At 71.8% G+C, this 21,573-nt stretch carries 24 protein-coding genes and 1 pseudogene; 10 read left to right on the plus strand and 15 right to left on the minus strand.

Annotated elements, in window-relative coordinates:
- The first annotated feature begins 97 nt into the window (after positions 1–97).
- Both AC07DF_RS32680 and AC07DF_RS32685 read left to right on the plus strand, forming a co-directional pair.
- On the plus strand, positions 98–928 hold the full coding sequence (locus AC07DF_RS32680) for an aldo/keto reductase (protein ID WP_478979626.1): 831 nt from the start codon (positions 98–100) through the stop codon (positions 926–928).
- Between the two features lie 37 nt (positions 929–965).
- The gene (locus tag AC07DF_RS32685; protein ID WP_478979628.1) at positions 966–1,574 is read left to right on the plus strand and encodes a DNA polymerase ligase N-terminal domain-containing protein; all 609 of its coding nucleotides are present in this window, start codon (positions 966–968) and stop codon (positions 1,572–1,574) included.
- A 15-nt stretch (positions 1,575–1,589) separates the two neighbouring features.
- On the opposite strand, the gene AC07DF_RS32690 is transcribed toward AC07DF_RS32685, so the two are convergent.
- The 4 genes from AC07DF_RS32690 to AC07DF_RS32705 form a co-directional block, all read right to left on the minus strand.
- The gene (locus AC07DF_RS32690; protein WP_478979631.1) at positions 1,590–3,932 is read right to left on the minus strand and encodes an ATP-binding SpoIIE family protein phosphatase; all 2,343 of its coding nucleotides are present in this window, start codon (positions 3,930–3,932) and stop codon (positions 1,590–1,592) included.
- A gap of 60 nt (positions 3,933–3,992) precedes the next feature.
- Positions 3,993–4,460: a peroxiredoxin gene (locus AC07DF_RS32695; protein WP_478979633.1), complete on the minus strand. Its 468-nt coding sequence runs from the start codon at positions 4,458–4,460 to the stop codon at positions 3,993–3,995.
- On the minus strand, positions 4,457–4,837 hold the full coding sequence (locus tag AC07DF_RS32700) for a DoxX family protein (RefSeq protein WP_189729852.1): 381 nt from the start codon (positions 4,835–4,837) through the stop codon (positions 4,457–4,459). The genes AC07DF_RS32695 and AC07DF_RS32700 overlap by 4 nt, the downstream gene beginning before the upstream one ends.
- 75 nt (positions 4,838–4,912) lie before the next feature.
- On the minus strand, positions 4,913–5,659 hold the full coding sequence (locus AC07DF_RS32705; protein WP_478979636.1) for an AraC family transcriptional regulator: 747 nt from the start codon (positions 5,657–5,659) through the stop codon (positions 4,913–4,915).
- A 90-nt stretch (positions 5,660–5,749) separates the two neighbouring features.
- Here AC07DF_RS32705 and AC07DF_RS32710 point away from each other — a divergent pair, with 90 nt between their 5' ends.
- On the plus strand, positions 5,750–6,907 hold the full coding sequence (locus AC07DF_RS32710; protein ID WP_478980200.1) for an MFS transporter: 1,158 nt from the start codon (positions 5,750–5,752) through the stop codon (positions 6,905–6,907).
- 51 nt (positions 6,908–6,958) lie between these two features.
- Here AC07DF_RS32710 and AC07DF_RS32715 read toward each other — a convergent pair whose 3' ends face one another.
- The 4 genes from AC07DF_RS32715 to AC07DF_RS32730 all read right to left on the minus strand — a co-directional run bounded on the left by AC07DF_RS32715 (position 6,959) and on the right by AC07DF_RS32730 (position 9,291).
- On the minus strand, positions 6,959–7,474 hold the full coding sequence (locus AC07DF_RS32715; protein WP_478979638.1) for a MarR family winged helix-turn-helix transcriptional regulator: 516 nt from the start codon (positions 7,472–7,474) through the stop codon (positions 6,959–6,961).
- Positions 7,475–7,484: 10 nt separating this feature from the next.
- Positions 7,485–7,682, minus strand: coding sequence for a hypothetical protein (locus AC07DF_RS32720; RefSeq protein WP_478979640.1), 198 nt, complete (start codon positions 7,680–7,682; stop codon positions 7,485–7,487).
- A 264-nt stretch (positions 7,683–7,946) separates the two neighbouring features.
- Positions 7,947–8,423 (minus strand): hypothetical protein, encoded by a 477-nt coding sequence (locus AC07DF_RS32725; RefSeq protein WP_478979642.1) that lies wholly within the window; start codon positions 8,421–8,423, stop codon positions 7,947–7,949.
- 127 nt (positions 8,424–8,550) lie between these two features.
- Complete coding sequence (locus tag AC07DF_RS32730; RefSeq protein ID WP_478979644.1) at positions 8,551–9,291, minus strand: response regulator transcription factor; 741 nt, start codon at positions 9,289–9,291, stop codon at positions 8,551–8,553.
- A gap of 133 nt (positions 9,292–9,424) precedes the next feature.
- Here AC07DF_RS32730 and ligD point away from each other — a divergent pair, with 133 nt between their 5' ends.
- Positions 9,425–10,405 carry a non-homologous end-joining DNA ligase gene (ligD, locus tag AC07DF_RS32735; RefSeq protein ID WP_478979646.1) on the plus strand — a complete coding sequence of 327 codons (981 nt, stop codon included), beginning with the start codon at positions 9,425–9,427 and terminating at the stop codon, positions 10,403–10,405.
- A 138-nt stretch (positions 10,406–10,543) separates the two neighbouring features.
- Complete coding sequence (locus AC07DF_RS32740; RefSeq protein ID WP_478979648.1) at positions 10,544–11,317, plus strand: NPP1 family protein; 774 nt, start codon at positions 10,544–10,546, stop codon at positions 11,315–11,317.
- 218 nt (positions 11,318–11,535) lie between these two features.
- Here AC07DF_RS32740 and AC07DF_RS32745 read toward each other — a convergent pair whose 3' ends face one another.
- Positions 11,536–12,231, minus strand: coding sequence for an SDR family NAD(P)-dependent oxidoreductase (locus tag AC07DF_RS32745; RefSeq protein ID WP_478979650.1), 696 nt, complete (start codon positions 12,229–12,231; stop codon positions 11,536–11,538).
- Positions 12,232–12,333: 102 nt separating this feature from the next.
- Here AC07DF_RS32745 and AC07DF_RS32750 point away from each other — a divergent pair, with 102 nt between their 5' ends.
- Entirely contained in the window at positions 12,334–13,212 is an 879-nt protein-coding gene (locus AC07DF_RS32750; protein ID WP_478979652.1) for a helix-turn-helix transcriptional regulator, read from the plus strand.
- Positions 13,213–13,349: 137 nt separating this feature from the next.
- The gene (hemC, locus tag AC07DF_RS32755) at positions 13,350–14,285 is read left to right on the plus strand and encodes a hydroxymethylbilane synthase (RefSeq protein WP_478979654.1); all 936 of its coding nucleotides are present in this window, start codon (positions 13,350–13,352) and stop codon (positions 14,283–14,285) included.
- A 27-nt stretch (positions 14,286–14,312) separates the two neighbouring features.
- On the opposite strand, the gene AC07DF_RS32760 is transcribed toward hemC, so the two are convergent.
- The 3 genes and pseudogenes from AC07DF_RS32760 to AC07DF_RS32770 all read right to left on the minus strand — a co-directional run bounded on the left by AC07DF_RS32760 (position 14,313) and on the right by AC07DF_RS32770 (position 15,764).
- Positions 14,313–14,834, minus strand: a complete 522-nt coding sequence (locus AC07DF_RS32760; protein ID WP_478979656.1) for a hypothetical protein — start codon at positions 14,832–14,834, stop codon at positions 14,313–14,315.
- A gap of 191 nt (positions 14,835–15,025) precedes the next feature.
- Positions 15,026–15,217, minus strand: a pseudogene (locus tag AC07DF_RS32765) (ABC transporter permease); the annotation flags it as partial.
- Positions 15,218–15,308: 91 nt separating this feature from the next.
- Entirely contained in the window at positions 15,309–15,764 is a 456-nt protein-coding gene (locus tag AC07DF_RS32770) for a MarR family winged helix-turn-helix transcriptional regulator (RefSeq protein ID WP_478979658.1), read from the minus strand.
- 249 nt (positions 15,765–16,013) lie between these two features.
- Here AC07DF_RS32770 and AC07DF_RS32775 point away from each other — a divergent pair, with 249 nt between their 5' ends.
- Positions 16,014–16,805: an RNA polymerase sigma factor SigF gene (locus AC07DF_RS32775; protein ID WP_478979660.1), complete on the plus strand. Its 792-nt coding sequence runs from the start codon at positions 16,014–16,016 to the stop codon at positions 16,803–16,805.
- Positions 16,806–16,825: 20 nt separating this feature from the next.
- Here AC07DF_RS32775 and AC07DF_RS32780 read toward each other — a convergent pair whose 3' ends face one another.
- A complete protein-coding gene (locus tag AC07DF_RS32780; RefSeq protein ID WP_478979662.1) occupies positions 16,826–17,146 on the minus strand; it encodes an ANTAR domain-containing protein in 321 nt (106 codons plus the stop codon).
- Positions 17,147–17,397: 251 nt separating this feature from the next.
- Between AC07DF_RS32780 and AC07DF_RS32785 the strand changes: the two genes are divergently transcribed.
- On the plus strand, positions 17,398–18,201 hold the full coding sequence (locus AC07DF_RS32785; RefSeq protein ID WP_478979664.1) for a VOC family protein: 804 nt from the start codon (positions 17,398–17,400) through the stop codon (positions 18,199–18,201).
- 6 nt (positions 18,202–18,207) lie between these two features.
- On the opposite strand, the gene glgX is transcribed toward AC07DF_RS32785, so the two are convergent.
- Both glgX and AC07DF_RS32795 read right to left on the minus strand, forming a co-directional pair.
- Positions 18,208–20,352 (minus strand): glycogen debranching protein GlgX, encoded by a 2,145-nt coding sequence (glgX, locus tag AC07DF_RS32790; protein WP_478979666.1) that lies wholly within the window; start codon positions 20,350–20,352, stop codon positions 18,208–18,210.
- Positions 20,349–20,861 (minus strand): pep a2, encoded by a 513-nt coding sequence (locus tag AC07DF_RS32795; protein WP_184598753.1) that lies wholly within the window; start codon positions 20,859–20,861, stop codon positions 20,349–20,351. Before AC07DF_RS32795 ends, glgX begins: the two co-directional genes overlap by 4 nt.
- A gap of 373 nt (positions 20,862–21,234) precedes the next feature.
- On the opposite strand from AC07DF_RS32795, the gene AC07DF_RS32800 reads away from it, so the two are divergent.
- On the plus strand, positions 21,235–21,558 hold the full coding sequence (locus tag AC07DF_RS32800) for a DUF5133 domain-containing protein (protein ID WP_478979669.1): 324 nt from the start codon (positions 21,235–21,237) through the stop codon (positions 21,556–21,558).
- Positions 21,559–21,573: the final 15 nt, after the last annotated feature.

Below are 21,573 nucleotides of genomic sequence, written 5' to 3' on the forward strand. Positions count from 1 at the left end.
GCCGTCCCCATCCCCCACCTGTCCGGTTGATCATCGCCCACCCTATCCGTGACGCTGGAGGGACGACACGGTCAGCAGTCAACGGGAAGGTCCGGCAGTGATCAGCATCCCGACGCACACACTCAACGACGGTACGACGCTCCCCGCCCTGGGCCTCGGCACCTGGCCACTGGGCGACGACGAGGCGCAGCAGGCGGTGCTCTCGGCCCTGGAGGCGGGCTACCGCCTGATCGACACGGCGACGAACTACCGCAACGAGACCGGGGTGGGCCGCGGTGTGGCCTCCGGCGTGGTGCCGCGCGAGGAGATCGTCGTGACGACGAAGCTCCCCGGCCGGCACCACGGCTACGAGGAGACGCTCGCCTCGTTCGAGGAGTCCCGGGCCCGCCTCGGCCTGGAGTACGTCGACCTGTACCTGATCCACTGGCCGCTGCCTCGCGTGGACCGGTACGTCGACGCCTGGAGGGCCATGATCAAGCTGCGCGAGGAGGGGCTCGTCCGCTCGATCGGCGTCTCCAACTTCACGGCCGCGCACATCGAGCGACTGGAGAAGGAGACCGGTGTCCTGCCTTCCGTGAACCAGATCGAGCTGCACCCCTTCCTGCCGCAGGACGAGCTGCGCGCCTTCCACGCGGGCAAGGGCATCGTCACCGAGAGCTGGAGCCCGCTGGGCCGGGGCACGCCCCTGCTGCGGGACCCGGCCGTGGCGCGGATCGCCGAGGCGCACGGGGTGTCGGCCGGGCAGGTGGTCCTGCGCTGGCACACACAGCTCGGCGCGGTGCCCATCCCGAAGTCGGCGAACCCCGAGCGGCAGCGCGCGAACCTCGACGTCTTCGCCTTCGAGCTGAGCGAGGACGAGCTGCGGACCGTCGCCGACCGGGCGCACCGGCGCGTCGGCGGGGACCCCGAGGTGCACGAGGAGTTCTGACGGGTACCCGGGGTCCCCAGGCAGGAAGGAGCGGCTCGTGGCCGATCGGGACCGGCTGCGGGACTACCGCGGCAAGCGCGACTTCGGCCGGACCGGCGAGCCCCGGGGGCGCGGGGCGGCCTCCGGGGACCGGCCCCGGTTCGTGGTGCAGATCCATGACGCGAGCACGATGCACTTCGACTTCCGGTTGCAGGTGGACGATGTGCTGAAGTCCTGGTCGATCCCCAAGGGCCCCTCGGCGGACCCGAAGGACAAGCGGCTGGCCGTGCCCACGGAGGACCATCCGCTGGAGTACGAGGAGTTCGAGGGCGTGATCCCGCACGGCGAGTACGGGGGCGGCACCGTGATCGTCTGGGACCACGGCACGTACGAGCCGCTGAGCCATGACCGCGGGGGCAGGCCCGTGGACTTCGCCAAGTCGCTGGAGCGCGGGCACGCCACGTTCCGGCTGAGCGGGTCGAAGCTGCACGGCGAATACGCCCTCACCCGGTTCCGGGATGGTTCGGACGGGGGCGAGGAGGCCTGGCTGCTCGTGAAGCGGACCGGGGGCGCTCGTACGCAGGGGGCACCCGATCCGCGCCGGGCGCGTTCGGCCAGGTCCGGCCGCACCCTCGCCCAGGTGGCCTCGGACGCGGCCGGGGAATGACGTTCCGGGGCGTGGTCAGAACAGCGGGGTGAGCGGCTGCTCGCACCAGATGGTCTTGCCCCTGGTGGTCTGCCGGCTGCCCCAGCGCTGAGTGAGCTGGGCGACCAGCAGCAGTCCGCGCCCGCCCTCGTCGTCCTGGTGGGCCCGCCGCAGGTGCGGCGAGGTCGAACTGCCGTCGGACACCTCGCAGATGAGGTTCTGGTCGCGGATCAGGCGCAGCTGGATGGGCGGGGCGCCGTACCGGATGGCGTTGGTGACCAGTTCGCTGACGACCAGTTCGGTGACGAAGGCCGTCTCGTCCAGCCCCCACGCGGTGAGCTGGTCGGTAGCGGCCTGCCGGGTGGCGGCCACCTCAGCGGGGTCCCCGGTGACGTCCCAGGTGGCGACCCGGTCCGCGCCCAGCGCCCGGGTGCGGGCCAGCAGCAGCGCCACGTCGTCGCTGGGCTCCTCGGGCAGTACGGCCTTCAGCACGGTGTCGCAGAGGGCGTCGAGCGAGTCGGCGGGCACGGTCAGGGCGCGGCACAGCTCGTCGGTGGCGTGGTCGATGTCGCGGTCGCGGTCCTCGATGAGTCCGTCGGTGTAGAGGGCGACGACGGAGCCCTCGGGCAGTTGGAGCTCCGTCGCCTCGAACGGCAGCCCTCCGACGCCCAGCGGGGGCCCCGCGCTCATGGGGATCAGCCGGGCGGATCCGTCGGGCAGCACCAGGGCGGGCGCGGGGTGCCCGGCGGCGGCCAGGTTCAGGCGGCGTGTGACGGGGTCGTAGACGGCGTAGAGGCAGGTCGCGCCGAGTTCGGCGACCTCGTCGCCCTGGTCGTCCGACGCCAGATGGGTGACCAGGTCGTCCAGGTGGGTGAGGAGCTCGTCGGGCGGCAGGTCCACGTCGGCGAGGGTGCGTACGGCCGTGACCAGCCGGCCCATGGTCGCCGAGGAGGGGATGCCGTGGCCCACGACGTCCCCGACGACCAGCGCGACCCGGCTGCCGGACAGCGGGATGACGTCGAACCAGTCGCCGCCGATACCGGCCGCCGAGCCGGAGGGCAGATAGCGGTGGGCCACCTGGACGGCGGCCTGGCCGGGCAGCCCCCTCGGCAGCAGGCTGTGCTGGAGGGCCAGCGCGGTGGTGCGCTCCCGGGCGAAGCGACGGGCGTTGTCGACGCAGACCGCGGCCCGGCTGGCGAGTTCCTCGGCGAAGACCGCGTCGTCGGCGGCGTAGTCGTCTGGCTGCTTGATGCGCACGGCCACGGCGACGCCGAGGGTGGTGCCGCGGGCCCGCAGCGGCACCGCCATCATCGAATGGACGCCCTTGCGGTAGGGGCGTCCTTGCGGGGCGCGCGTGTTGCGCTCGGCGACCCAGCGCATGAAGGACGGCTCCCCTGCCTGGCTGAGGATCGCGCGGCCTTCCCGCATCGCCCGGGCGATGGGTGAGAAGGCGGGGTAGACGTCCACTTCTCCCAGGCGGACGGCGGCTTCCGGGGTGCCTTCGGTGTGGGAGCCGTGAGCGACGCGGCGCAGCGCGATGTCGTCGGTGGGCACGGTCGGCGACTCCTCGGCGCCGAGGACCCAGTCGAACAGATCCACGCTGGCGAAGTCGGCGAACCGGGGTACCACGACCTCGATCAGTTCCTCAGCCGTGCGCACCACGTCCAGGGTGGTGCCGATGGTGGCCGCCGCCTCGTTCAGCAGGGCCAGCCGCTGCCGGGCCCAGTACTGCTCGGTGCTGTCGAAGGCGGCGAGTGCGGTGCCGAGGAGTTCGCCGGAGGGGTCGCGGACCGGCCACATCTCGGTGACCCAGGCGTGCTCGCGGTTCAGGGCCGGGGCGCCGGTGTAGCTCTCGTAGCGGAGCGGGCGGCCCGTCTCGATGACGTGCCGGAGGTGCCAGTTGAAGCCCTGGCTGTGCTCCGCTTCCGCCACGGTCTCCGGGAAGTGCCGGCCCAGCAGGGTCTCCTCGGACACGCCCATGACGTGGCAGGCCGCGTCGTTGAGCCGCATGTACCGCTGGCCGATGTCGAACACGGACATCGACATGGACGCCTGCTGGAACGCCTGCCCGGCCAGGGACGTCTCCTCCCCGCCGGGCGGCTCGGCGGTGATCACGAATCCGCCGGACTCCCCGCCCGGGCCGGTCACGGCACACCCGCTGACACGGAGCCCGACCAGATAGCCCTCGCGGTGCCGCACCATGACGGTGCCCGACCGCGCGGACACCGCCTCGGGCGGTACGTCCTCGGCGAGCAGTTCCCGTCCGGCCCGGCCCACGGCCTCTTCGGCCGGATAGCCGGTCAGCCGCCGGGCACCCTCGCTCCACCCCGTCACAATGCCGCGCGCGTCGATGATCGCAGCAGCGGAGGCGTCCTCCATTCGTCCAGGATCATCCCTTTGCCGCCCGCTATCAACCGCGGCGGTGCTTTCGTGACGGTGTCAGCTCCGGTGAGCGCGCAGGGCGGCGAGCGCCCGGTCGGCGTGGGCGTTCATGCGCAGCTCGCTGCGGACGACGTCGAGGACGGTGTGGTCCTGCGCGATGACGAACGTGGTCCGTTTGGTGGGTGCCAGGGAGAAGCCGCGCTTCACGCCGAACCGCTCGCGGACCGTGCCGTCGGCGTCGGACAGCAGGGGCATGCCGAGGGCGTGCTGTCCGGCGAACTCCTGCTGGCGTTCGACGGTGTCCCCGCTGATGCCGACGGGGCGTGCGCCGGCGGCGGCGAACTCGGCGGCGAGGTCGCGGAAGTGGCAGGCCTGGGCGGTGCAGCCGGGGGTCAGGGCGGCCGGGTAGAAGAAGAGCACGACCGGTCCCTCGGTGAGCAGCCCGGACAGGGTGCGGACGGTGCCGGTCTCGTCGGGCAGCTCGAAGTCCTCGACCTTGTCCCCGGCCTCCACGCGCGCGCTCACGAGCGGCCCTCCGCGTTCCGTGCGACGCCGCGGGCCCAGAGCACGAGGGGCACCTGCAGCGGCAGGCGTCCGAAGGCGGCGGCCTTCTGGGGCGTGGGGCGGTGGCGCCAGTCGGCGGCCATCTTCACATTGGCGGGGAACACCCCGACGAAGAAGGCCGCCGTGGCCAGCGCGGCCGCCTTGCGGGTGCGCGGCGCCGCCAGGCCCGCGGCCAGCGCCAGCTCGGCGGCGCCGCTGGCGTAGGTCCAGGTCCTGGGCGTGCCCGGCAGGCCGCGCGGAATGGTCGCGTCGAACGAGCGTGGGGCGGCGAAGTGGGCGACCCCCGCGGCGGCCAGCAGGCCGGCGAGCAGCAGGGGCGAGCGTTCGGACCGGGACACGGTTCCTCCTCTGATGGCCTGCCGCGCGATATTACCGGGCGGTAAAGGGGCGGGCGGACCGGGGGGTTCACCAGGTCAGGTGCGGCGGTTGTGCGCGCCCGGGGTGTAGCCGAACGAGCGGCGGAAGACGTCGATGAACGCGCTGGCGGAGGACCAGCCGCAGCGGTGGGCGACGGTCGTCACGGGCAGGCCGTCGGCGAGCATCCGCAGGGCGTGGTAGAGCCGCGACTGCGTGCGCCACTGCGGGAAGGTCATGCCGAACTCGCCGCGGAAGAGCCGGCTGAGGGTGCGCTCCCCCACCCCGGTCGCGGCACCGAGGGCGGCCAGGGTGCGCGGGTCGGCGGGGTCGGCGTGCACGAGGGCGCAGACGGCGGCCAGCCGCGGATCGGCGGGCGTGGGCAGGCGCAGCGGCTGCTGCGGCGAGTGGCGCAGCTGGTCGCGCAGGACGTCGCGCAGCCGGCGGCGCTCGGGGCTGTCGTCGCCGGGGTCGCGGGTGTAGGCGAGGATCAGCTCACGCAGCAGCGGGCTGACGGCGAGGACGGCGGGGTGGTCCAGGGCGAGGGGGTTGTCGTCGGCGGGCAGGCCGACCAGGTGCAGGTCGAGGCGGCCGTGGGCGCGGTGGGCGTGCACGGTGCCGGCGGGCACCCAGATGGCACGCGTGCCGGGCGCGAACCAGGTGCCGGAGTCGGTGGTGACGGCGACGACGCCGGAGCCCGCGTAGACGATCTGGTGGTCGTCGTGCCGGTGCGCGTCGATACGGTCCCCTGCGGTCAGCCGCTGGGCACGGGTCGGCGCCTCGGGGGTGTGGCGGATGTTCGGCACAGTCCGGCAGATTATCGGAAGCGAGCCACGGGCGCCGCCGACGACGATCGCCAGGTGACTGCTTCGAAACACGACCGACCCGTCCTTCTGATGTCCCTGGGGCACGCCTGCGTGGACGTGTACCAGGGAGCCGTGGCCGCTCTGGTGCCGTACTTCGTCGCCGAGCGCGCCTACTCCTATGCCGCCGCTTCGGGTGTCGTCCTGGCGGCCTCCCTGTTGTCGTCGCTGGTGCAGCCGCTGTTCGGGGTGCTCACCGACCGGTGGGCGATGCCGTGGCTGCTGCCGCTCAGCGCGCTGACGGCCGGGGCCGGCGTGGCCTTGAGCGGGGTGACCGGCTCCTATGCGCTGACTCTGGCGGTGGTCGCCGTGTCGGGGGCCGGCGTGGCCGCCTACCATCCGGAGGCCGCCCGGGTGGCGCGGGCCGTCGCGCGCGGCCGGCACACGGGGATGAGCTGGTTCTCCTTCGGCGGCAACGCCGGTTTCGCGCTGGCACCCCTGCTGGTCTTCGCCGTGGTGGCCACGGGCGGGCTGGATGCCTCTCCTTTCCTGGTCGTCCCGGCCCTTGCGGGAGCGGCCCTGTGCGCGGCGGCGGTGCGTTCCGCCGGGTCCGGCGCCGAGGGCGGCGGCGCGTGCGTCGCCCCGGGTGAGGACGACTGGGCGTCCTTCCTGCGGATGTCCGGTGCGGTGGTGTGCCGCTCGGCCGTGTTCGTCGGCCTGAGCGCGTTCGTCTCGCTGTACGTGCGGGAGCGCACCGGCGGTGGGGAGGCGGCCGGTACGGTGGCGCTGTTCGTGCTCTACGCCGGGGGTGCGGTGGGCACGCTGGCCGGGGGCCGGCTGGCCGAGCGGTACGGGCGGCTGGCGGTGGTGCGCCGGTCGTACGCCCTGACGGTCCTGGCCGTGGCCGGGCTGGTCCTGGTGCCCGGACCGGCGGTGTATCCGTTCGTTGCGCTGACGTCGGCGGGCCTGTATGTGCCGTTCTCGCTGCACATCACTCTGGGCCAGGACTTTCTGCCCCGGCGCGTGGGCACGGCCGGCGGTGTCACGCTGGGCCTGACCGTGAGCGTCGGCGGCCTCGCCGCTCCCGCGATCGGAGCCCTGGCCGACGCCACGTCCCTGCGGACGGCGCTGCTGCCGCTGATCGCGCTGCCCGCCCTGGGCCGGCTGCTGTTGTGCCGGCTGCGCGAGCCCGCCCCGCCGGGTCCCGCGGTCGCCGAGCCGGCGGATCCGCGCGACCCGGCCGCACGGTGAACCGGGTCCGGCCCGTGCGAACGCCGTCGCGGCCGTCCGCGGGCGCGGGGATCAGGCGCTGCTCTCCTGGATGGTCTGCGACTCGGGCTCCTCCTCGGCGGCGTAGGCCAGGAAGTCGTCGACCATGCGGTGGAAGAGGCCGGCGAGCTGCCGCAGCTCCTCGGGCGACCAGTCGGACAGGGCGAGCTGCATGCCGCGGACCCCGACCTCACGGATCTTGGTGATGGCCTGCCGCCCGGCGTCGGTGAGCTCGATGCGCTGGGCGCGGCGGTCGTCGGGGTCGGGGACGCGGGTGACGTGGCCGGACTTCTGCAACTGCTGCACCGTGCGCGTGACGTGTGAGGCCTCCACACCCAGCCGCGCGGCGAGTTCCCCCGGCCGCAGCGGCTCGGAGTCGGCGACCTGCCGCAGCAGTGCGACGGCGGCCCGGTCGAGCAGCACGCCCGCCAGGGCCATCAGCCGCTCGTGCTGGCGGGCGCGCGTGCTCAGATACGTGATACGGGTGAGCGCACGCTCGATCTCGATCACTTCCGGGGAGGGGACGTCGGGGAGCGGTGGAGTGGACATGGGAGCCACTTTACCATCTCGTTGCGTAACTCAAGTAAATCACTCGATGAGCCGGATCGCGGCGGCCAGACAGCCGGTTTGGGTCGGCAAAGGCGGTGGGGTCACGGTTGGCGAGGTCGTTGGGCATGACCATGCCCTCACCGGCCCGGATGACCTGTCCGCCGATCTCGATGTCCTCGAGGGCGGCGCGGCGGCGGCCGTTGTGCACGATGGTGAGATAGCGCAGCAGTTCCTCGACGGCGGCGGCGACCCGCTTGGGGTCGTCGGTGTCGCGCAGCCGCTCGAGCTGCCCCGGTTGTTCGAGCAGGGCCAGAGTGCCGAGCGCATGTTGGCGGTGGTCTCGCGCCCGGCGATGAGCAGGAGCACGCCCATACGGGCCGATCCGAGCCGGGACAGTTCCCCGGATCTGACCCGCTCGACGAGTCCGGAGAGCAGGTCGTCGGCCGGACGGGCCATTTTCTCGCCCATCAGCTCATCCAGGTAGGCGATGAGCCGCCCGTGGACCGCCATCCGGTCCTGAATGGCCGTGTCCCCGGCCCTGGTCCGGCGAGCATGTCAGGTCGTCCACCATCTTCTGCACGCCGGGCCGCATCGCCTCCACGCGCTTGATCGCGAACGGCGCGGTCACCATGCGGCGCAGCCGGGCGTGTTCCGGGTTGTCCATGAGGATGAAGCCGGCGTTGTTCTCACCACCGCCGGCGGCGGCGGCCTGGAGCGGGTATCCGGTCCGGGTGATGTCGGCGCTGACCCGGGGGTCGAGGAGCAGGGCGCGCTGGTCCTCGTACCGGGTCACGAGCCAGGGCGTACTGCCGTCCCAGAGGCGGACCTTGACGAGCCGGCCCTCGTCCTGCCGGGCGGTCAGGTCCGGGGGCGGGTCGAAGGGGCAGCCGGCGGCCCGGGCCATGGGGTACTCGTGGACCGCTGCCGTGCCGGCGAGGGTATCGGCCATGCTTCTCCTCGGCCGTAGGGGGCGGAGCGCGTTGTCGAGGCCTCGGTGAGCCCATGCAAACAGAGGGGGCTGACGCGCTCCCGTCAGTCACCTGACAGAAAGCTGACGTGACCCGGCTCACAGGGCGTCAGGGTTCGAGGTCGGCGCGCCCGAGCCAGTAGCCGAAGCCGCGGCGGGTGTGGATCAGCACCGGTGCGTCCTGGTCGACCTTGCGGCGCAGCCGGGAGACGAGCTGCTCGATCGCGTTGCCGCCACGCGGGTCGCCCCAGACGATCCTGCCGATCTGCTCCTTGGAGAGCACCCGGTGCGCGTTGACCAGGAGGTGACGCAGCAGGCGGTACTCCGCCGGGGTCAGGTCGAGCGCCCGCGCCCCGCGGCGCGCCCGGCACCGGGCGTCGTCCAGGACCAGATCGCCGTAGCCCAGCTCCTCGGCACGGCCCGGGCCGGGGACCGAGGCACGCAGTAAGACATGAATCCGGGCCAGGACTTCGGCCACGCGGAAGGGCTTGGTGACGTAGTCCGTCTCCCCCGGTCCGAGTTCGGGCAGCAGACCGGGCAGGGAGTCGCACACCGTCAGCAGGAGGGCCGGCGGACGGTGGGTGAGCACGGCGGGGCGGCGCCGGCCGAGCTCCGCCATGTCGGGCAGCTCGCCGTCGAGGACGACGAGATCGAACCGCCGCCGTTCGACCTGCGCCAGCGCCTCCATCCCGGAGCCGACCAGACTGATCCGGTATCCCGCCAACTCCAGCGTGGTGGACAGCAGTTCCGCGAGCTCCGGCTCTCGCGCGACGACCAGCACACGCTGCCCGTCCCCGCGCGCGAGCCTCGACGTCTCACAGAGAGTGCCGTACGGCGACGAGGTAGCCATACGTCCACCCTACCGCCCTACTTGCCTAACTCAAGCAATACCGTCCATCGCCGGCCTCGGGCATCGACGCCGTTCAGGCGAAAGACCCGGAAAACGCGCGTGACGGCACCCCGGTACGTCCACACCTCAACCCGTGGACCTACCGCTGATCCCGCCCATGCTCGCCACGCCCGGCACCCTGCCGCCCGCCGCGCAGGACGCGCGCTGGGCCTATGAGACCAAGCAGGACGGCCAGCGCGTGGTGGCCTATCTCCCCGGGGACGGCAGCGTGCTGCTGCGGGCCCGCTCTGGGGAGGACATCACGGCCGCGTACCCCGAACTGCGGCCCCTGGGCACCGCCCTCGGGCCCACGCCCGCCGTACTGGACGGGGAGATCCTGGCCCTGGACGAACAGGGCCGTGCGAACTTTCAGTTGCTCCAGTCCCGTATGGGCCTGGCCCACGCGCCGGCCAGGGCGGCGCGGCGGGCGGCGGAGGTGCCGGTCCACCTCGTGCTGTTCGACCTGATGCACCTGGAGACCCACTCGCTGATCCGGCTCCCCTACGCGCGACGCCGCTCGGCGCTGGAGGAGCTCGGGCTCGCCGGGCCCGCCTGGTCGACCCCGGCCGCGTTGGTCGGCCACGGCGCGGAGGCCCTGGCCGCCACCCGGGCGCACGGCTTGGAGGGCCTGGTCTGCAAACGGCTGGACTCGGTGTACGAGCCGGGGACGCGCTCCCGTGCCTGGATCAAGATCCGCAACATGCGCACCGAGGACGTCCTGGTCGGCGGCTGGCAGCCCGGCAAGGGGCGGCTCACCGGACTGCCGGGTGCGGTGCTGGTCGGGCAGCGTGCCGCCGGGCGGCTGCGTTACGTGGGGAGCGTGGGCACCGGCTGGAGCGAGGCCGAACGGACGGAACTCGCCGGGCTGCTGCGGGCCGCCGCGAGCGACGTCTGCCCCTTCGACCCGGCCCCGCGCGCTCCGGGCGCGCACTGGGTCGTCCCCCGGCTGGTCGGCGAGGTCCGCTACAGCACCCGCACCCGGGAGGGCCTGTTGCGGCAGCCGTCCTGGCTGCGGCTCCGGCCGGATCTCGCGCCCGGGGAGGCGGCGGCCGACATCCCGGACGACCTGGTCTGAAACGGCGCCGGACTCCGGCCGTTGGGCAGTGATTCACTCCTTGGATCCCTCGTCCCTCTTGGCATGGACGCGTTCAGCCTGGAAGCTGAACCTCCCTTTCCCCCACAGCCGTTGGGCTGCGCCCAAGAGGAGGACGCAGTGTCGTCACGCCCGTTCGCTCCCCGCAGGAGATGGCTCACCGGCCTGGCCGGTGCCGCCACCCTCGTCCTCGCCTTCCCCGCCACGGCCTTCGCCGCGCCGCCACGGGCGCTGCCCGCCAACGCGGAGTCGCTGGAGCAGACGTACCAGCCCGCTTACGACTACGACACCGACGGCTGTTATGCCACGCCCGCCATCGGCGCGGACGGCACGGTCAACGGCGGGCTCAACCCGACCGGCGCCCTCAACGGCGACTGCCGCGACGCCTCGGACCTGGACAACACCAACGGCTACTCGCGCTACAAGTGCAACAACGGCTGGTGCGCCATCCTGTACGCCCTCTACTTCGAGAAGGACCAGGCCGTCGCCGGGAGCAGCATCGGCGGCCACCGGCACGACTTCGAGCACGTCGCGGTGTTCGTGCAGGACAACCAGGTCAAGTACGTGTCGACGTCCGCCCACGGCTCGTTCGACGTGCACGCGGCGTCCGCGGTCCGCTTCGACGGCACGCACGCGAAGATCGTGTATCACAAGGACGGCGTCAGCACGCACTGCTTCCGCCTGGCCAACTCCAACGACGAGCCGCCGGAGAACCACGAGGGCACCTGGCAGTACCCGCCGCTGGTCGGCTGGAACGGCTATCCGGCGGGTGTGCGCGACAAGCTCTCCGCGTACAACTTCGGCAGCGCCAATTTCGGCCTGAAGGACGCCAACTTCGCCAACCACCTGGCCGCGGCCAAGCCCTCCGGCATCGCGTTCGATCCCTACGCCTGACCCCGCCCGGCCCGACCCGGGGCCCAGGTCCCCGGCCGGGTCCGGCTTCCCGCCCCGCGTCCGATCCGTCGGCGCGGGGCGGCGCGTAGCGTCCCGTCATGGACGGCCGGCCAAGGTCCGTACATCACTGGATGGATCGGTACCGGCACAAACCGGAGGACTCCCCCGCTCCCCTTCCTCCCGTGAGCGACGCCGGCAGGCGGGAATTCAGGGGTGGATCACCAGGCCATCTCACCGTGACGGTCACGGAAGGTTCCGGTCGGTCCGTCAGCCCCGATGGTGGCGAGTTCGACGATCGCGTCGGTTCCCTCGGTCACCGTCTGCGGGCCGCTGTGCCCGTTGAAGTCGGTCGCGGTGTAGCCCGGGTCGGCCGCGTTCACTTTCACGTCCGGCCAGGACTTCGCGTACTGCGTGGTCAGCATGGTCACCGCCGCCTTGGACGCCGTGTAGAGCGGCGCGAGGTTCCTCGACTCGACGCGCCCGGGGTCGTGGGTGGCCGCGAACGACCCCATGCCGCTGGAGACATTGACGATGACCGGGCTGGCGGACTTGCGCAGCAGGGGCAGGAACGCGTGCGTCACCCGGACGGTCCCCACGACATTGACCTCGAACACCTCGGTGGCGTCAGCGGCCGTGATCTGGTCGGCCGGGCTGTGCGTGCCGAAAACGCCGGCGTTGTTGATCAGGACGTCGATGCTCCCCTCGCGAGCCTCGATATCGGCGGCGGCCGCGGCCACCGACGCGTCGTCCGTCACGTCGATCTGGACGAAACGGGCCCCGAGTGTCTCGGCGGCTGCCCGGCCGCGCTCCGGATCACGAGCGCCGATGAGGACGGTGTGGCCGGCCTCGATCAAGCGGCGGGCGGTCTCATACCCGAGGGACTTGTTGGCTCCGGTGATGAATGTGGTCGTCATGCGTCCACTCTCGGCCCGTGACGAGAGGACAACCAGTGCTCTCCGTGACGGTAGGACAGCCAGTACCAGGCACGACGACGGCCCGGCGGACACAATGGCCGAGTGGACGAGACCCTGGGCACGGCACTGCACCGCTGGCGCGACCGCCTTTCTCCCGCCGACGTCGGACTGACCTCACGGCCCGGACGACGCGCGGTGGGGCTGCGACGCGAGGAACTGGCCGAACTCGCCGGACTGTCGGTCGACTACGTGGTCCGCCTGGAACAGGGCCGCGCCAAAAGCCCTTCGGCGCAGGTCGTCGCGAGCCTGACCAGGGCACTGCAACTGCAGCCCATGGAGCGCGATCACGCCTACCGGCTGGCCGGCCTCCTGCCTCCCCAGGAGGGAACGGTCTCCACGCATGTTCCGGCCGGGGTCCAACGGATGCTGGCCCGCCTCGGGGAATTCCCCGTGGGCGTATTCAGCGCCGACTGGACCCTGCTCTCCTGGACCCCCGCATGGTCAGTGCTGATGGGCGATCCCAGCGCACGGACACACGACGAGCGCAACCTGGCACGGGCGGTCTTCACCACAGGGCCCAGCCGGCTCGCGTCCTGGCCCGTGCTCCAGGACGGCGACGCCCTGAGACCCGCCCTCGTCGCCGACCTGCGCACCGCTCTCATCGACTACCCCCGCGACCGCGGCCTGACCGACCTGGTCGAGGAACTGCGGTCCACCAGCGCGGAGTTCGCCCGACTGTGGGACGAGGGCACGGTCGGCCCGCACGTCTCGGCCCGCAAGACCGTCGTACACCCCCAGGTGGGTGAGGTGATCTGCGACTGCGACGTTCTCACCGTCCCAGGCTGCGACATCCGACTCGTCGTCTACACGGTGGCCGCGGGCTCCACCGACGCGGAGAAGCTGGAGTTCCTGCGGGTCACGAACCGCGTCCGGGCCGACGGCCCCGCGCTTCCGGGACCCGGCCTGTTCTCCACGCCGTAAAGGTCCGCCATGCGGTTTCTCACAAGCAGGTCGAGGCGTTCGCTGAGCGAGCCGTTCGCCTCGAACTGACGTGCGCCGACGGGCGGTCGGGGGAGGTACGGCACGAACGCGTCCGCGGGAGGGTCTATCGTGTCCGCATGTCCGTCCCCGAACTGATCCGCATCGTCTCCCGCGACTCGCCCATGGCGCTCGCCCAAGTGGAGCGCGTCCGGGCCGAGTTGGCCGCCGCCCACCCCGGAGTGCGCACCGAGGTGGTGCCGGTGAAGACCACCGGCGACAAGTGGATGGGCGATCTGTCCCAGGTCGAGGGCAAGGGCGCGTTCACCAAGGAGGTCGACGCGGCACTGCTGGCCGGGGAGGCCGATCTCGCCGTGCACTGTGTGAAGGACGTGCCCGCCGACCGGCCGCTGCCCGCGGGCACCGTGTTCGCCGCGTTCCTCAAGCGGGACGACATCCGGGACGCCCTGATCCATCCCGGCGGGCTCACCCTGGACGAGCTCCCGGTCGGCACCCGGATCGGCACCTCCTCGGTGCGCCGGGTCGCACAGCTGGCCGCCACGCATCCGCACCTGGAGTGCGTGCCGTTCCGCGGCAACGCCAACCGTCGCCTGGCGAAGCTCGCCGCCGGAGAGGCCGACGCGCTGCTGCTCGCGGTGTCCGGCCTGGAGCGCATCGGCCGCGAGGACGTGATCAGCGAGATCCTGTCCACCGAGGCGATGATGCCGCCCATCGGCGCGGGCGTGCTGGCGCTCCAGTGCCGCGAGGGCGACGCCGACCTCATCGACGCGGTGAGCGGCCTCGGCGACCCGGACACCTACCGGGAGACGACCGCCGAGCGCATGTTCCTGCATGTGCTGCAGGGGCACTGCAACAGCCCGATCGCCGGGTTCGCACGGGTGGACCGCAGTGGTGAACTGTCCCTGCGGGCCTGTGTGTTCACCCCGGACGGCAAGACGCGGCTGAACGCCCACGAGTGGGCGGGCCGGCTGGACCCGGCCACGCTCGGCACCTCGGTCGCCGTGGCCCTGCTGCGTCAGGGCGCCCGCGAGATCATCGACGGCATCCCGCACTGACCGGCGGGATGCCGGCCTGACGCCGGATCAGGCGGTGCCTTCCTCCGCCTGGTCTCGCAGGAACACGCTCACCTGGTGCGCCAGACTGTCCCGCACCGCACCCTGCTGGGTCCCCGCGGGGCCCTCGTGGACACCGATGCCGCCCGACCACAGCCGGCGGTCGGTCCACTCCTCCTCGACGCGCAGCTGGACCTGGACGTCCACCAGGCTCAGGGACGCCTCGGTACCGGCCGCGTACAGCACGGCGGTGGCCCGGCGCAGCGGATAGACGTCGAAGCCCTCGATGAACTGCGAGTTGCGCCAGTCGAGGAAGGCACTCTCCCCGTCCGGGCCGATCCGCACGTCGATCTGGCCGTCCTCGAGGTGGACGCCGAGGTGCCGGCGGCCGCGGTTCTCGACCGTCACACGGAGGCAGAAGTACGTCAGCCCGTCGGCGGCGTCGTCACGGCCGCGGGGCGGCTCGGCCGGTTCCAGACGGTGGACGCGGACCCGCAGACCGGCATGCTCGTCGTACTCCTGCCAGTCCCCGACCACGTTCGGCTCGTACACGGTGCCCCTCTCGACCTCTGGAAGCTGCTTCCTATCTGTGGTCTCAGCGCACTGTCAAATGAGCAGAATGCGCTGTGGCCAGGCACTTCACCCCATTTGATCGACGATCAAGCCGTGCCCAGCGGTTATCCGGAAACAGCCGGAGAAAGCGGTTGCCGAGGCGTGCCGCACATCACTTTTCCGAGTGAAGATCAACGGGCCAGCCGGCCCAGCAAGGCCGATGCCGCGGCGACGCCGAGCGCGGCGGCCACGAGCAGCACCGCGAAGTCGGAGGCCAGGTGGTGGGGCGTGCCGAGCAGGAGCCCGCGCAGGGCGTCGACCTCGTAGCTGAGCGGGTTGGCCTTGCCGACGGCCTGGAGCCAGCCCGGCATCACGGACAAAGGTCGAGCCCGTCCACGGCGCTGGTGTCGCCGAAGGCGTAGGCGAGCCCGGTGCGGGCGACGGCGTCGGCCTGGGGCGGTGCGGTGTCCCGGGTCATGACTCCTCGGCCTCCTCGTGCAGGGTGTCGGCCAGCTTGCGCAGGGCCGGGATCGCCGCGTGCAGCGCCTGGCGGTCCGTCTCGTCGAGGCGGGACACATGGCGTCGTACGAGGGCGGCGTGGCGCCGGCGCCACGCGTCGAGCCGTGTCCGTGCGGCGGGTGTGGGCAGCAGCCGTGCGGCCCGCCGGTCGGCCGGGTCGGTCTCGCGGACCAGGTAGCCCGCACCTGCCAGCTGGTTGACCAGGGTGGACACCGAGTTGGCCGCCAGTCCGAGGTCCTTGGCGGCGTCGGAGATGCCGATCCCGGGCCGTGTCACGACCAGCCGCAGCAGCTCCGCCTCCGCGCCGCGCAGCGGCGGGTCGGGCATCTGGCGCCGCAGTCGCCGCCTGACCAGCCGCTGGACCCCGACGAGCGCGTCGGCCAGCTCTTCGGGGAAGGTCTCCGGCTCCATGCGGCCGAGATCAGCTCTGTAGGAGAGCTAATCGATCCATGGCGAGGTCAAGAGAAGTCAAGAAAGGCCAAGTGGGCGTATTGTCTGAATTGTTTCGTAATCTTCCCGCCCGGGAATGGGCTGTGAAGTGCTTCGGACAGGAGGCACGTCCGTGGGAGCCGCCCGGGCCCCCGGTGCCTGCCGCGAGGTCCGAGTCCGCGCCTCCCACGGTGTCTGTCCATTCGGCACCTGCTCAGGGAGGTGCGCACCATGCGTATCGCTGGCAGCACCAGAACGCACCCCCACGACGACGCCCCCGACACCGCCGCGGCGTTCGAACGTCTCGCGCGGCTGTCCGAGGGGCCCGAGCGCAAGGCCCTGCGCGACGAACTGGTCGAGGCCTGGCTGCCCATGGCCGAGCGGATCGCCGTCCGCTTCCGCGGCCGGGGCGAGGCCCTGGAAGACCTGTACCAGGTGGCCGCCCTCGGCCTCGTCAAGGCCGTCGACCACTACGACCCGGCGCGCGGCAACGCCTTCGAGGCCTACGCCGTACCGACGGTCACCGGCGAGATCAAGCGCCACTTCCGTGACCACATGTGGACGCTGCACGTGCCCCGCCGGGTGCAGGACCTGCGCAACCGGGTGCGGCACGCCGCCAAGGAGCTGTCGCAGACCACCCCCGGCCGCTCCCCCACGGTCGCCGAGATCGCCGAGTACGCCCACCTCACCGAGGGCGAGGTGCGCACCGGCATGGAGGCCCTGGAGTGCTTCTCCGCGCTGTCGCTGGAGGCGGAGATGCCGGGGACGGACGGCTACGCCCTCGGGGACGCGATCGGCGGACCCGACCCGGCCTTCGACACCGTCGTCAACCGGGTGGCCGTCAGGCCTTGCCTGGAAGCGCTGCCGGAGCGCGAGCGGATCATCCTCTACCTGCGGTTCTTCAAGGGCATGACGCAGAGCCGCATCGCCGATCAGCTCGGCATCTCGCAGATGCACGTCTCCCGGCTGCTCAGCAGCTGCTTCGCCCATCTGCGCGAGGAGCTGCTGACCGAGACCGGGTGAGCGACTCGGGCCGCCGGAGCTCACGCCTCCGGCGGGGTTCCCGGGATCTGCGTCGGTCCGGCACGGTCGAGGGCGTCTTCCAGGGCGGCCCGGATCTCCTCGGGCATCATGCCGGTGCGCCCCCAGACGAGGATCAGTTCCGCGACGTTGCGCAGCTTGATGTTGGTGTGCTGCGAGACCTCCTTCAGCACGGCCCACCCCTGGTCGGGCGAGATCCGGCCGAGTGCCACGACCATTCCGATCGCCTGGTCCACGACGGCGTGGGAGACGACCGCCTCCTTCAGCTGCTGGATCTCCTCCAGCAGCTCGAAGATCCGCTCCGAGCCCCCGTCCGTGGGCATGGTCACCTCCGGGTCCGGTGCGCCGCTGTCCGTGTGGCCTCACAGGGTGCTTGAGTGCCTTGACGCAGTGTCCGACCCCTCCATCGTCGTCACTCGGCCCGCCCGGTGCCACCGGGGCGGACCAGGCCGGTTCAGGACACCGTTTGTGCGTCGCCGCCGGGGTACTCGGCAGGCGCCCACAGCGGTTCCGGTTGGACACTGGGTGCAATCCTCCGGTGGCTGCCAGGCCGACGAGATCAGGACGCGACACCATGAACCACGACATGCCCGCCCCCTCCGGCACGAGGGACGTCGTCTCATCACACTCCGTGGTCGGGGCGCCCTGCTGGGTGAGTCTGACCAGCCGGGACGTCAAGGCGACGGAGGAGTTCTACAGTGCCGTGCTGGGCTGGCAGTGGCGGCCGGCCAAGCTGGGCGACCGGCACCGGATCGCGCTGGCGGACGGCTCGCCGGTGGCCGGGATCGCGGGCGTGGCGACCATGTGGCAGATGGCCGTGGCGTGGACGCCGTACTTCGCCGTACGCAGCGCCGACGAGGCGGTGGCGCGGGTGCAGGAGCGCATGGGCACGGCCGCGGTCGGGCCGATCTCCCTGCCGCCGGGGCGGGCGGCGCTGCTGGCGGACCGGGACGGGGCGACCTTCGGCATCTGGGAGGGGGACCTGTTCACCGACTGGGAGACCTGGCGCAACGCCCAGCCGGTCTTCATCACGCTGCACACGCGTGACGCCTTCGACGCGGCCATCTTCTACGGCGAGGTCCTCGACTGGGCGACGCAGCGCCCCGGCTGCTGCGAGGTCCACTACGAGGGCGAGGAGGTCGTGCTGCGCAGCCGCGGTGACGTGGTGGCACGAATCGAGTCGGGGGCGCTGGAGGCGGCCCCCGACCCCACGATCCGGCCGCACTGGCAGGTCCACTTCACCGTCGACGACGTGGGGGCCTGCGCCCGCACCGCCGAGCTGCACGGCGGCAGCGTGCTGTCCAAGGGCGGCGACGAGGCCGTGCTGCGCGACCACGACGGCGCCCAGTTCACGGTCACCTCGCGCCGCGGCCGCTGATCCGGCTCAGCGAGTCTTCCGCGACGGCCGTGACAGCAGGACCAGGCTGCGTGCTCCGACGGTGAGGCCCGTGCTCGCCTTGCGCTCCGCCTCGTCCGGGATGCCCTCGGGTTCGGCGGTGTCGATGAGCGCCGTCCAGCGTTCGCCGTAGGCGGCGTCCGGCAGCCGGAAGTCCACCGGCTCCCAGTGGCTGTTGGTCAGCAGCAGGAAGGAGTCGTCGACGACGGGCCGGCCGCGGGGGTCGGGTTCGGCGATGGCGTCGCCGTTGAGGAAGACGCCGACGCAGTGCGCGTCACCGCGCTGCCAGTCCTCGTCGGTCATCTCCCGGGCGTCGGGCGCCAGCCACACCAGGTCCGGCAGCGGCTGGTCCGCGCGGATCAGGGTCTCGCCCAGGAAGAAACGGCGCCGGCGCAGCACGGGGTGCCCGGTGCGCAGCCGGATGACGTACCGGGTGAACTCCAGCAGCTCGCGCTGCTCCTCGGTCAGCCGCCAGTCGATCCAGGAGATCTCGTTGTCCTGGCAGTAGGCGTTGTTGTTGCCGCGCTGGGTGCGTCCGATCTCGTCGCCGTGGGAGAGCATCGGGATGCCCTGGGACAGCAGCAGCGTGGCGAGGAAGTTGCGCTGCAGGCGGGTGCGCAGTTCCCGTACGGCCGGGTCGCGGGTGGCGCCCTCGGCGCCGCAGTTCCAGGACCGGTTGGTGCTCTCGCCGTCCTGGTTGTCCTCGCCGTTGGCCTCGTTGTGCTTGTCGTTGTAGGAGACGAGGTCGCGCAGGGTGAAACCGTCGTGCGCGGTGACGAAGTTGACGCTGGCGCGTGGCCGGCGCCTGCTGTGGGCGTAGAGGTCGGAGGAGCCGGTCAGCCGGGAGGCGAACTCGCCGAGCGTATGGTCCTCGCCGCGCCAGTAGTCGCGGACGGCGTCGCGGTACATGCCGTTCCACTCCGACCACAGCGGCGGGAAGTTGCCCACCTGGTAGCCGCCCTCGCCGACGTCCCACGGCTCGGCGATCAGCTTGACGCGGCTGATCACCGGGTCCTGCTGGATGAGGTCGAAGAACGCCGAGAGCCGGTCCACCTCGTGGAACTGCCGGGCCAGTGTGGCCGCGAGGTCGAAGCGGAAGCCGTCGACGTGCATCTCGGTGACCCAGTACCGCAGCGAGTCCATGATCAGCTGGAGCACGTAGGGGTGGCGCATCAGCAGGCTGTTGCCGGTGCCGGTGGTGTCGTAGTAGTGCTCCCAGTCGCCGTCGACCAGGCGGTAGTACGAGCAGTTGTCGATGCCGCGGAAGGACAGGGTGGGGCCCTTCTCGTTGCCCTCGGCGGTGTGGTTGTAGACCACGTCGAGGATCACTTCGAGCCCGGCCGCGTGCAGGGTCTTCACCATCGACTTGAACTCGGCGACCTGCTGGCCGCGGGTGCCGTGCGCGGCGTAGGCGTTGTGCGGGGCGAAGAAGCCGATGGTGTTGTAGCCCCAGTAGTTGGCCAGGCCGCGGCCCTGGAGCACGCCGTCCTGGACGAACTGGTGGACCGGCATCAGCTCCACGGCCGTGACGCCCAGCGAGGTGAGGTGCTCGACGGCCGCGGGGTGTGCCAGTCCGGCGTAGGTGCCGCGGAGCTCGGCGGGCACCCCGGGGTGGGTGCGGGTGAAGCCCTTGACGTGGGTCTCGTAGATCACCGTGTCGGCGTAGGCACGGCTGGGCGGGCGGTCCTCGCCCCAGTCGAAGGCCGGGTCGGTCACCACGCCGAGCATGGTGTGCCCGGCGCTGTCGGCCGGGTCGGGGCCGTCCGGGTTGCGCTCGTGGAGCGAGGGGTGGTTGTCGATCTGCCCGTCCACCGCGCGGGCGTACGGGTCGAGGAGCAGCTTCGCCGGGTTGCAGCGGTGGCCGGCGGCCGGGGCCCACGGGCCGTGCACGCGATAGCCGTAGCGTGTGCCGGGGCCGACGCCGGGCAGGTAGCCGTGCCACACGAAGCCGTCGACCTCGGCCAGCGGCACCCGGGTGTGGGTGCCGTCGTCGTCGACGAGGACCAGTTCGACGCGTTCGGCGACCTCACTGAAGAGGGCGAAGTTGGTGCCCTCCCCGTCGTAGGACGCGCCCAGCGGATAGGGGCGCCCACTCCAGGCGGACGCCCCGTTCCGGTACTGCAGACGGGTCACCGGGCCTCCTCCAGGACCTCGTCCGGTGTGCCGGCGGGGCCGGCCAGCTGCGCGACGCGCACCTCGCGGGGCACGTCGAGACCCTCGCTCAGTCGCGGGGCGGGCGCGGTCGGCACCAGCGGGACGCGCTCGCCGGCGCGGGCGCGCTGCGAGAACCAGATGACCTTGCTGCCGGTCTCGGTGGCGCAGCAGCCCCAGCCGTCGCTCATCGCCGCGAGGTGCTCCAGACAGCCTCGCAGTTCCTGGTCGGGGCGCAGGGCGCGGTCGTTGTCCCCGATGGCGGTGATCAGGTGTTGCCCGTTCCACCACATCTCGATCGAGGTGTTCTTGTCCGTGGCGTGTTCGTCGATGGCCTCGAGCAGCATCTCGGCACCGCCGCAGACGGGCTGGATCAGGTTGTCCAGGTCCCAGAACTTCAGGTGAGCGGCCAGAATGCGGCTGACCTGTCCCACCCGTTCCGGGCTGACTTCCACGTCGAGGTGGTAGTAGCAGGGCACTGCGGTCTTCATCGGTCGGCTCCTCACCGCGAGGCTCAGCTCCTCCTCGCTCCCGCAGTCCTGCGGGACGAGCCCCGAGCACGGAACGTGAGCGTGTATCGCTTCTGAGTCACCCTCAGAGTGAGGGGGCTAGCCCGTTCGTGCAACACGAGCCCACCACCGGGGCGGTCGGGGCGGTGGGGCCTGCGACCGAACGGACCCCTACGGCCGTAACGGATCACCCGGACGCGTCACTGGTTGAAGCTCCAACAGGACGTTGCGTTGTCACCCATGCACCATGTGTGACAGAACTCGATCGCCGGGACGGGTCCGTGTCGCTCTGCGCGCGGCCGCCGTCCGACCGTCGGGAGACCGTGCCCCTCGAGCCCGAAAGGTGATCGGCGCCATGCTGCTACCCGCCAAAGCCGAAGTCGCCCGGCAGTTGCGGCGTTACCGGGCCTGGGAACGCGTGATGCTCGCGGCACCCAACGACCGCACGGTGCGGACCACGTTCGAGGACTCCGGCTACACGCTCTGCGTGCTGATGGGCAAGCGCTGCGCGCGGGAAGCGGCGGACGCGGCCGAGCGGTATCTGCGCACCAACCAGCTCACGTATCTGCAGGAACAGCAGGTCAGCTGTCTGCAGGAACAGAACGAACGGCCCCGTCCGGCCACCGCGGTGCGACGAAGACCGCCGAAGGCGGAGCGGCGGTACCCAGCGGGAAGGTGAGGGCCTTCCCGCACA

It is taken from the genome of Streptomyces sp. NPDC044719, from assembly GCF_056433405.1.

Coding starts and splice junctions, on each gene's coding strand:
- AC07DF_RS32690 (WP_478979631.1), bottom strand. CDS start 3,932: ATGGAGGACGCCTCCGCTGCTGCGATCATCGACGCGCGCGGCATTGTG.
- AC07DF_RS32710 (WP_478980200.1), top strand. CDS start 5,750: ATGTCCCTGGGGCACGCCTGCGTGGACGTGTACCAGGGAGCCGTGGCC.
- AC07DF_RS32715 (WP_478979638.1), bottom strand. CDS start 7,474: ATGTCCACTCCACCGCTCCCCGACGTCCCCTCCCCGGAAGTGATCGAG.
- AC07DF_RS32725 (WP_478979642.1), bottom strand. CDS start 8,423: ATGGCCGATACCCTCGCCGGCACGGCAGCGGTCCACGAGTACCCCATG.
- AC07DF_RS32730 (WP_478979644.1), bottom strand. CDS start 9,291: ATGGCTACCTCGTCGCCGTACGGCACTCTCTGTGAGACGTCGAGGCTC.
- AC07DF_RS32745 (WP_478979650.1), bottom strand. CDS start 12,231: ATGACGACCACATTCATCACCGGAGCCAACAAGTCCCTCGGGTATGAG.
- hemC (WP_478979654.1), top strand. CDS start 13,350: ATGTCCGTCCCCGAACTGATCCGCATCGTCTCCCGCGACTCGCCCATG.
- AC07DF_RS32770 (WP_478979658.1), bottom strand. CDS start 15,764: ATGGAGCCGGAGACCTTCCCCGAAGAGCTGGCCGACGCGCTCGTCGGG.
- AC07DF_RS32775 (WP_478979660.1), top strand. CDS start 16,014: ATGCGTATCGCTGGCAGCACCAGAACGCACCCCCACGACGACGCCCCC.
- AC07DF_RS32780 (WP_478979662.1), bottom strand. CDS start 17,146: ATGCCCACGGACGGGGGCTCGGAGCGGATCTTCGAGCTGCTGGAGGAG.
- AC07DF_RS32785 (WP_478979664.1), top strand. CDS start 17,398: ATGAACCACGACATGCCCGCCCCCTCCGGCACGAGGGACGTCGTCTCA.
- AC07DF_RS32795 (WP_184598753.1), bottom strand. CDS start 20,861: ATGAAGACCGCAGTGCCCTGCTACTACCACCTCGACGTGGAAGTCAGC.
- AC07DF_RS32800 (WP_478979669.1), top strand. CDS start 21,235: ATGCTGCTACCCGCCAAAGCCGAAGTCGCCCGGCAGTTGCGGCGTTAC.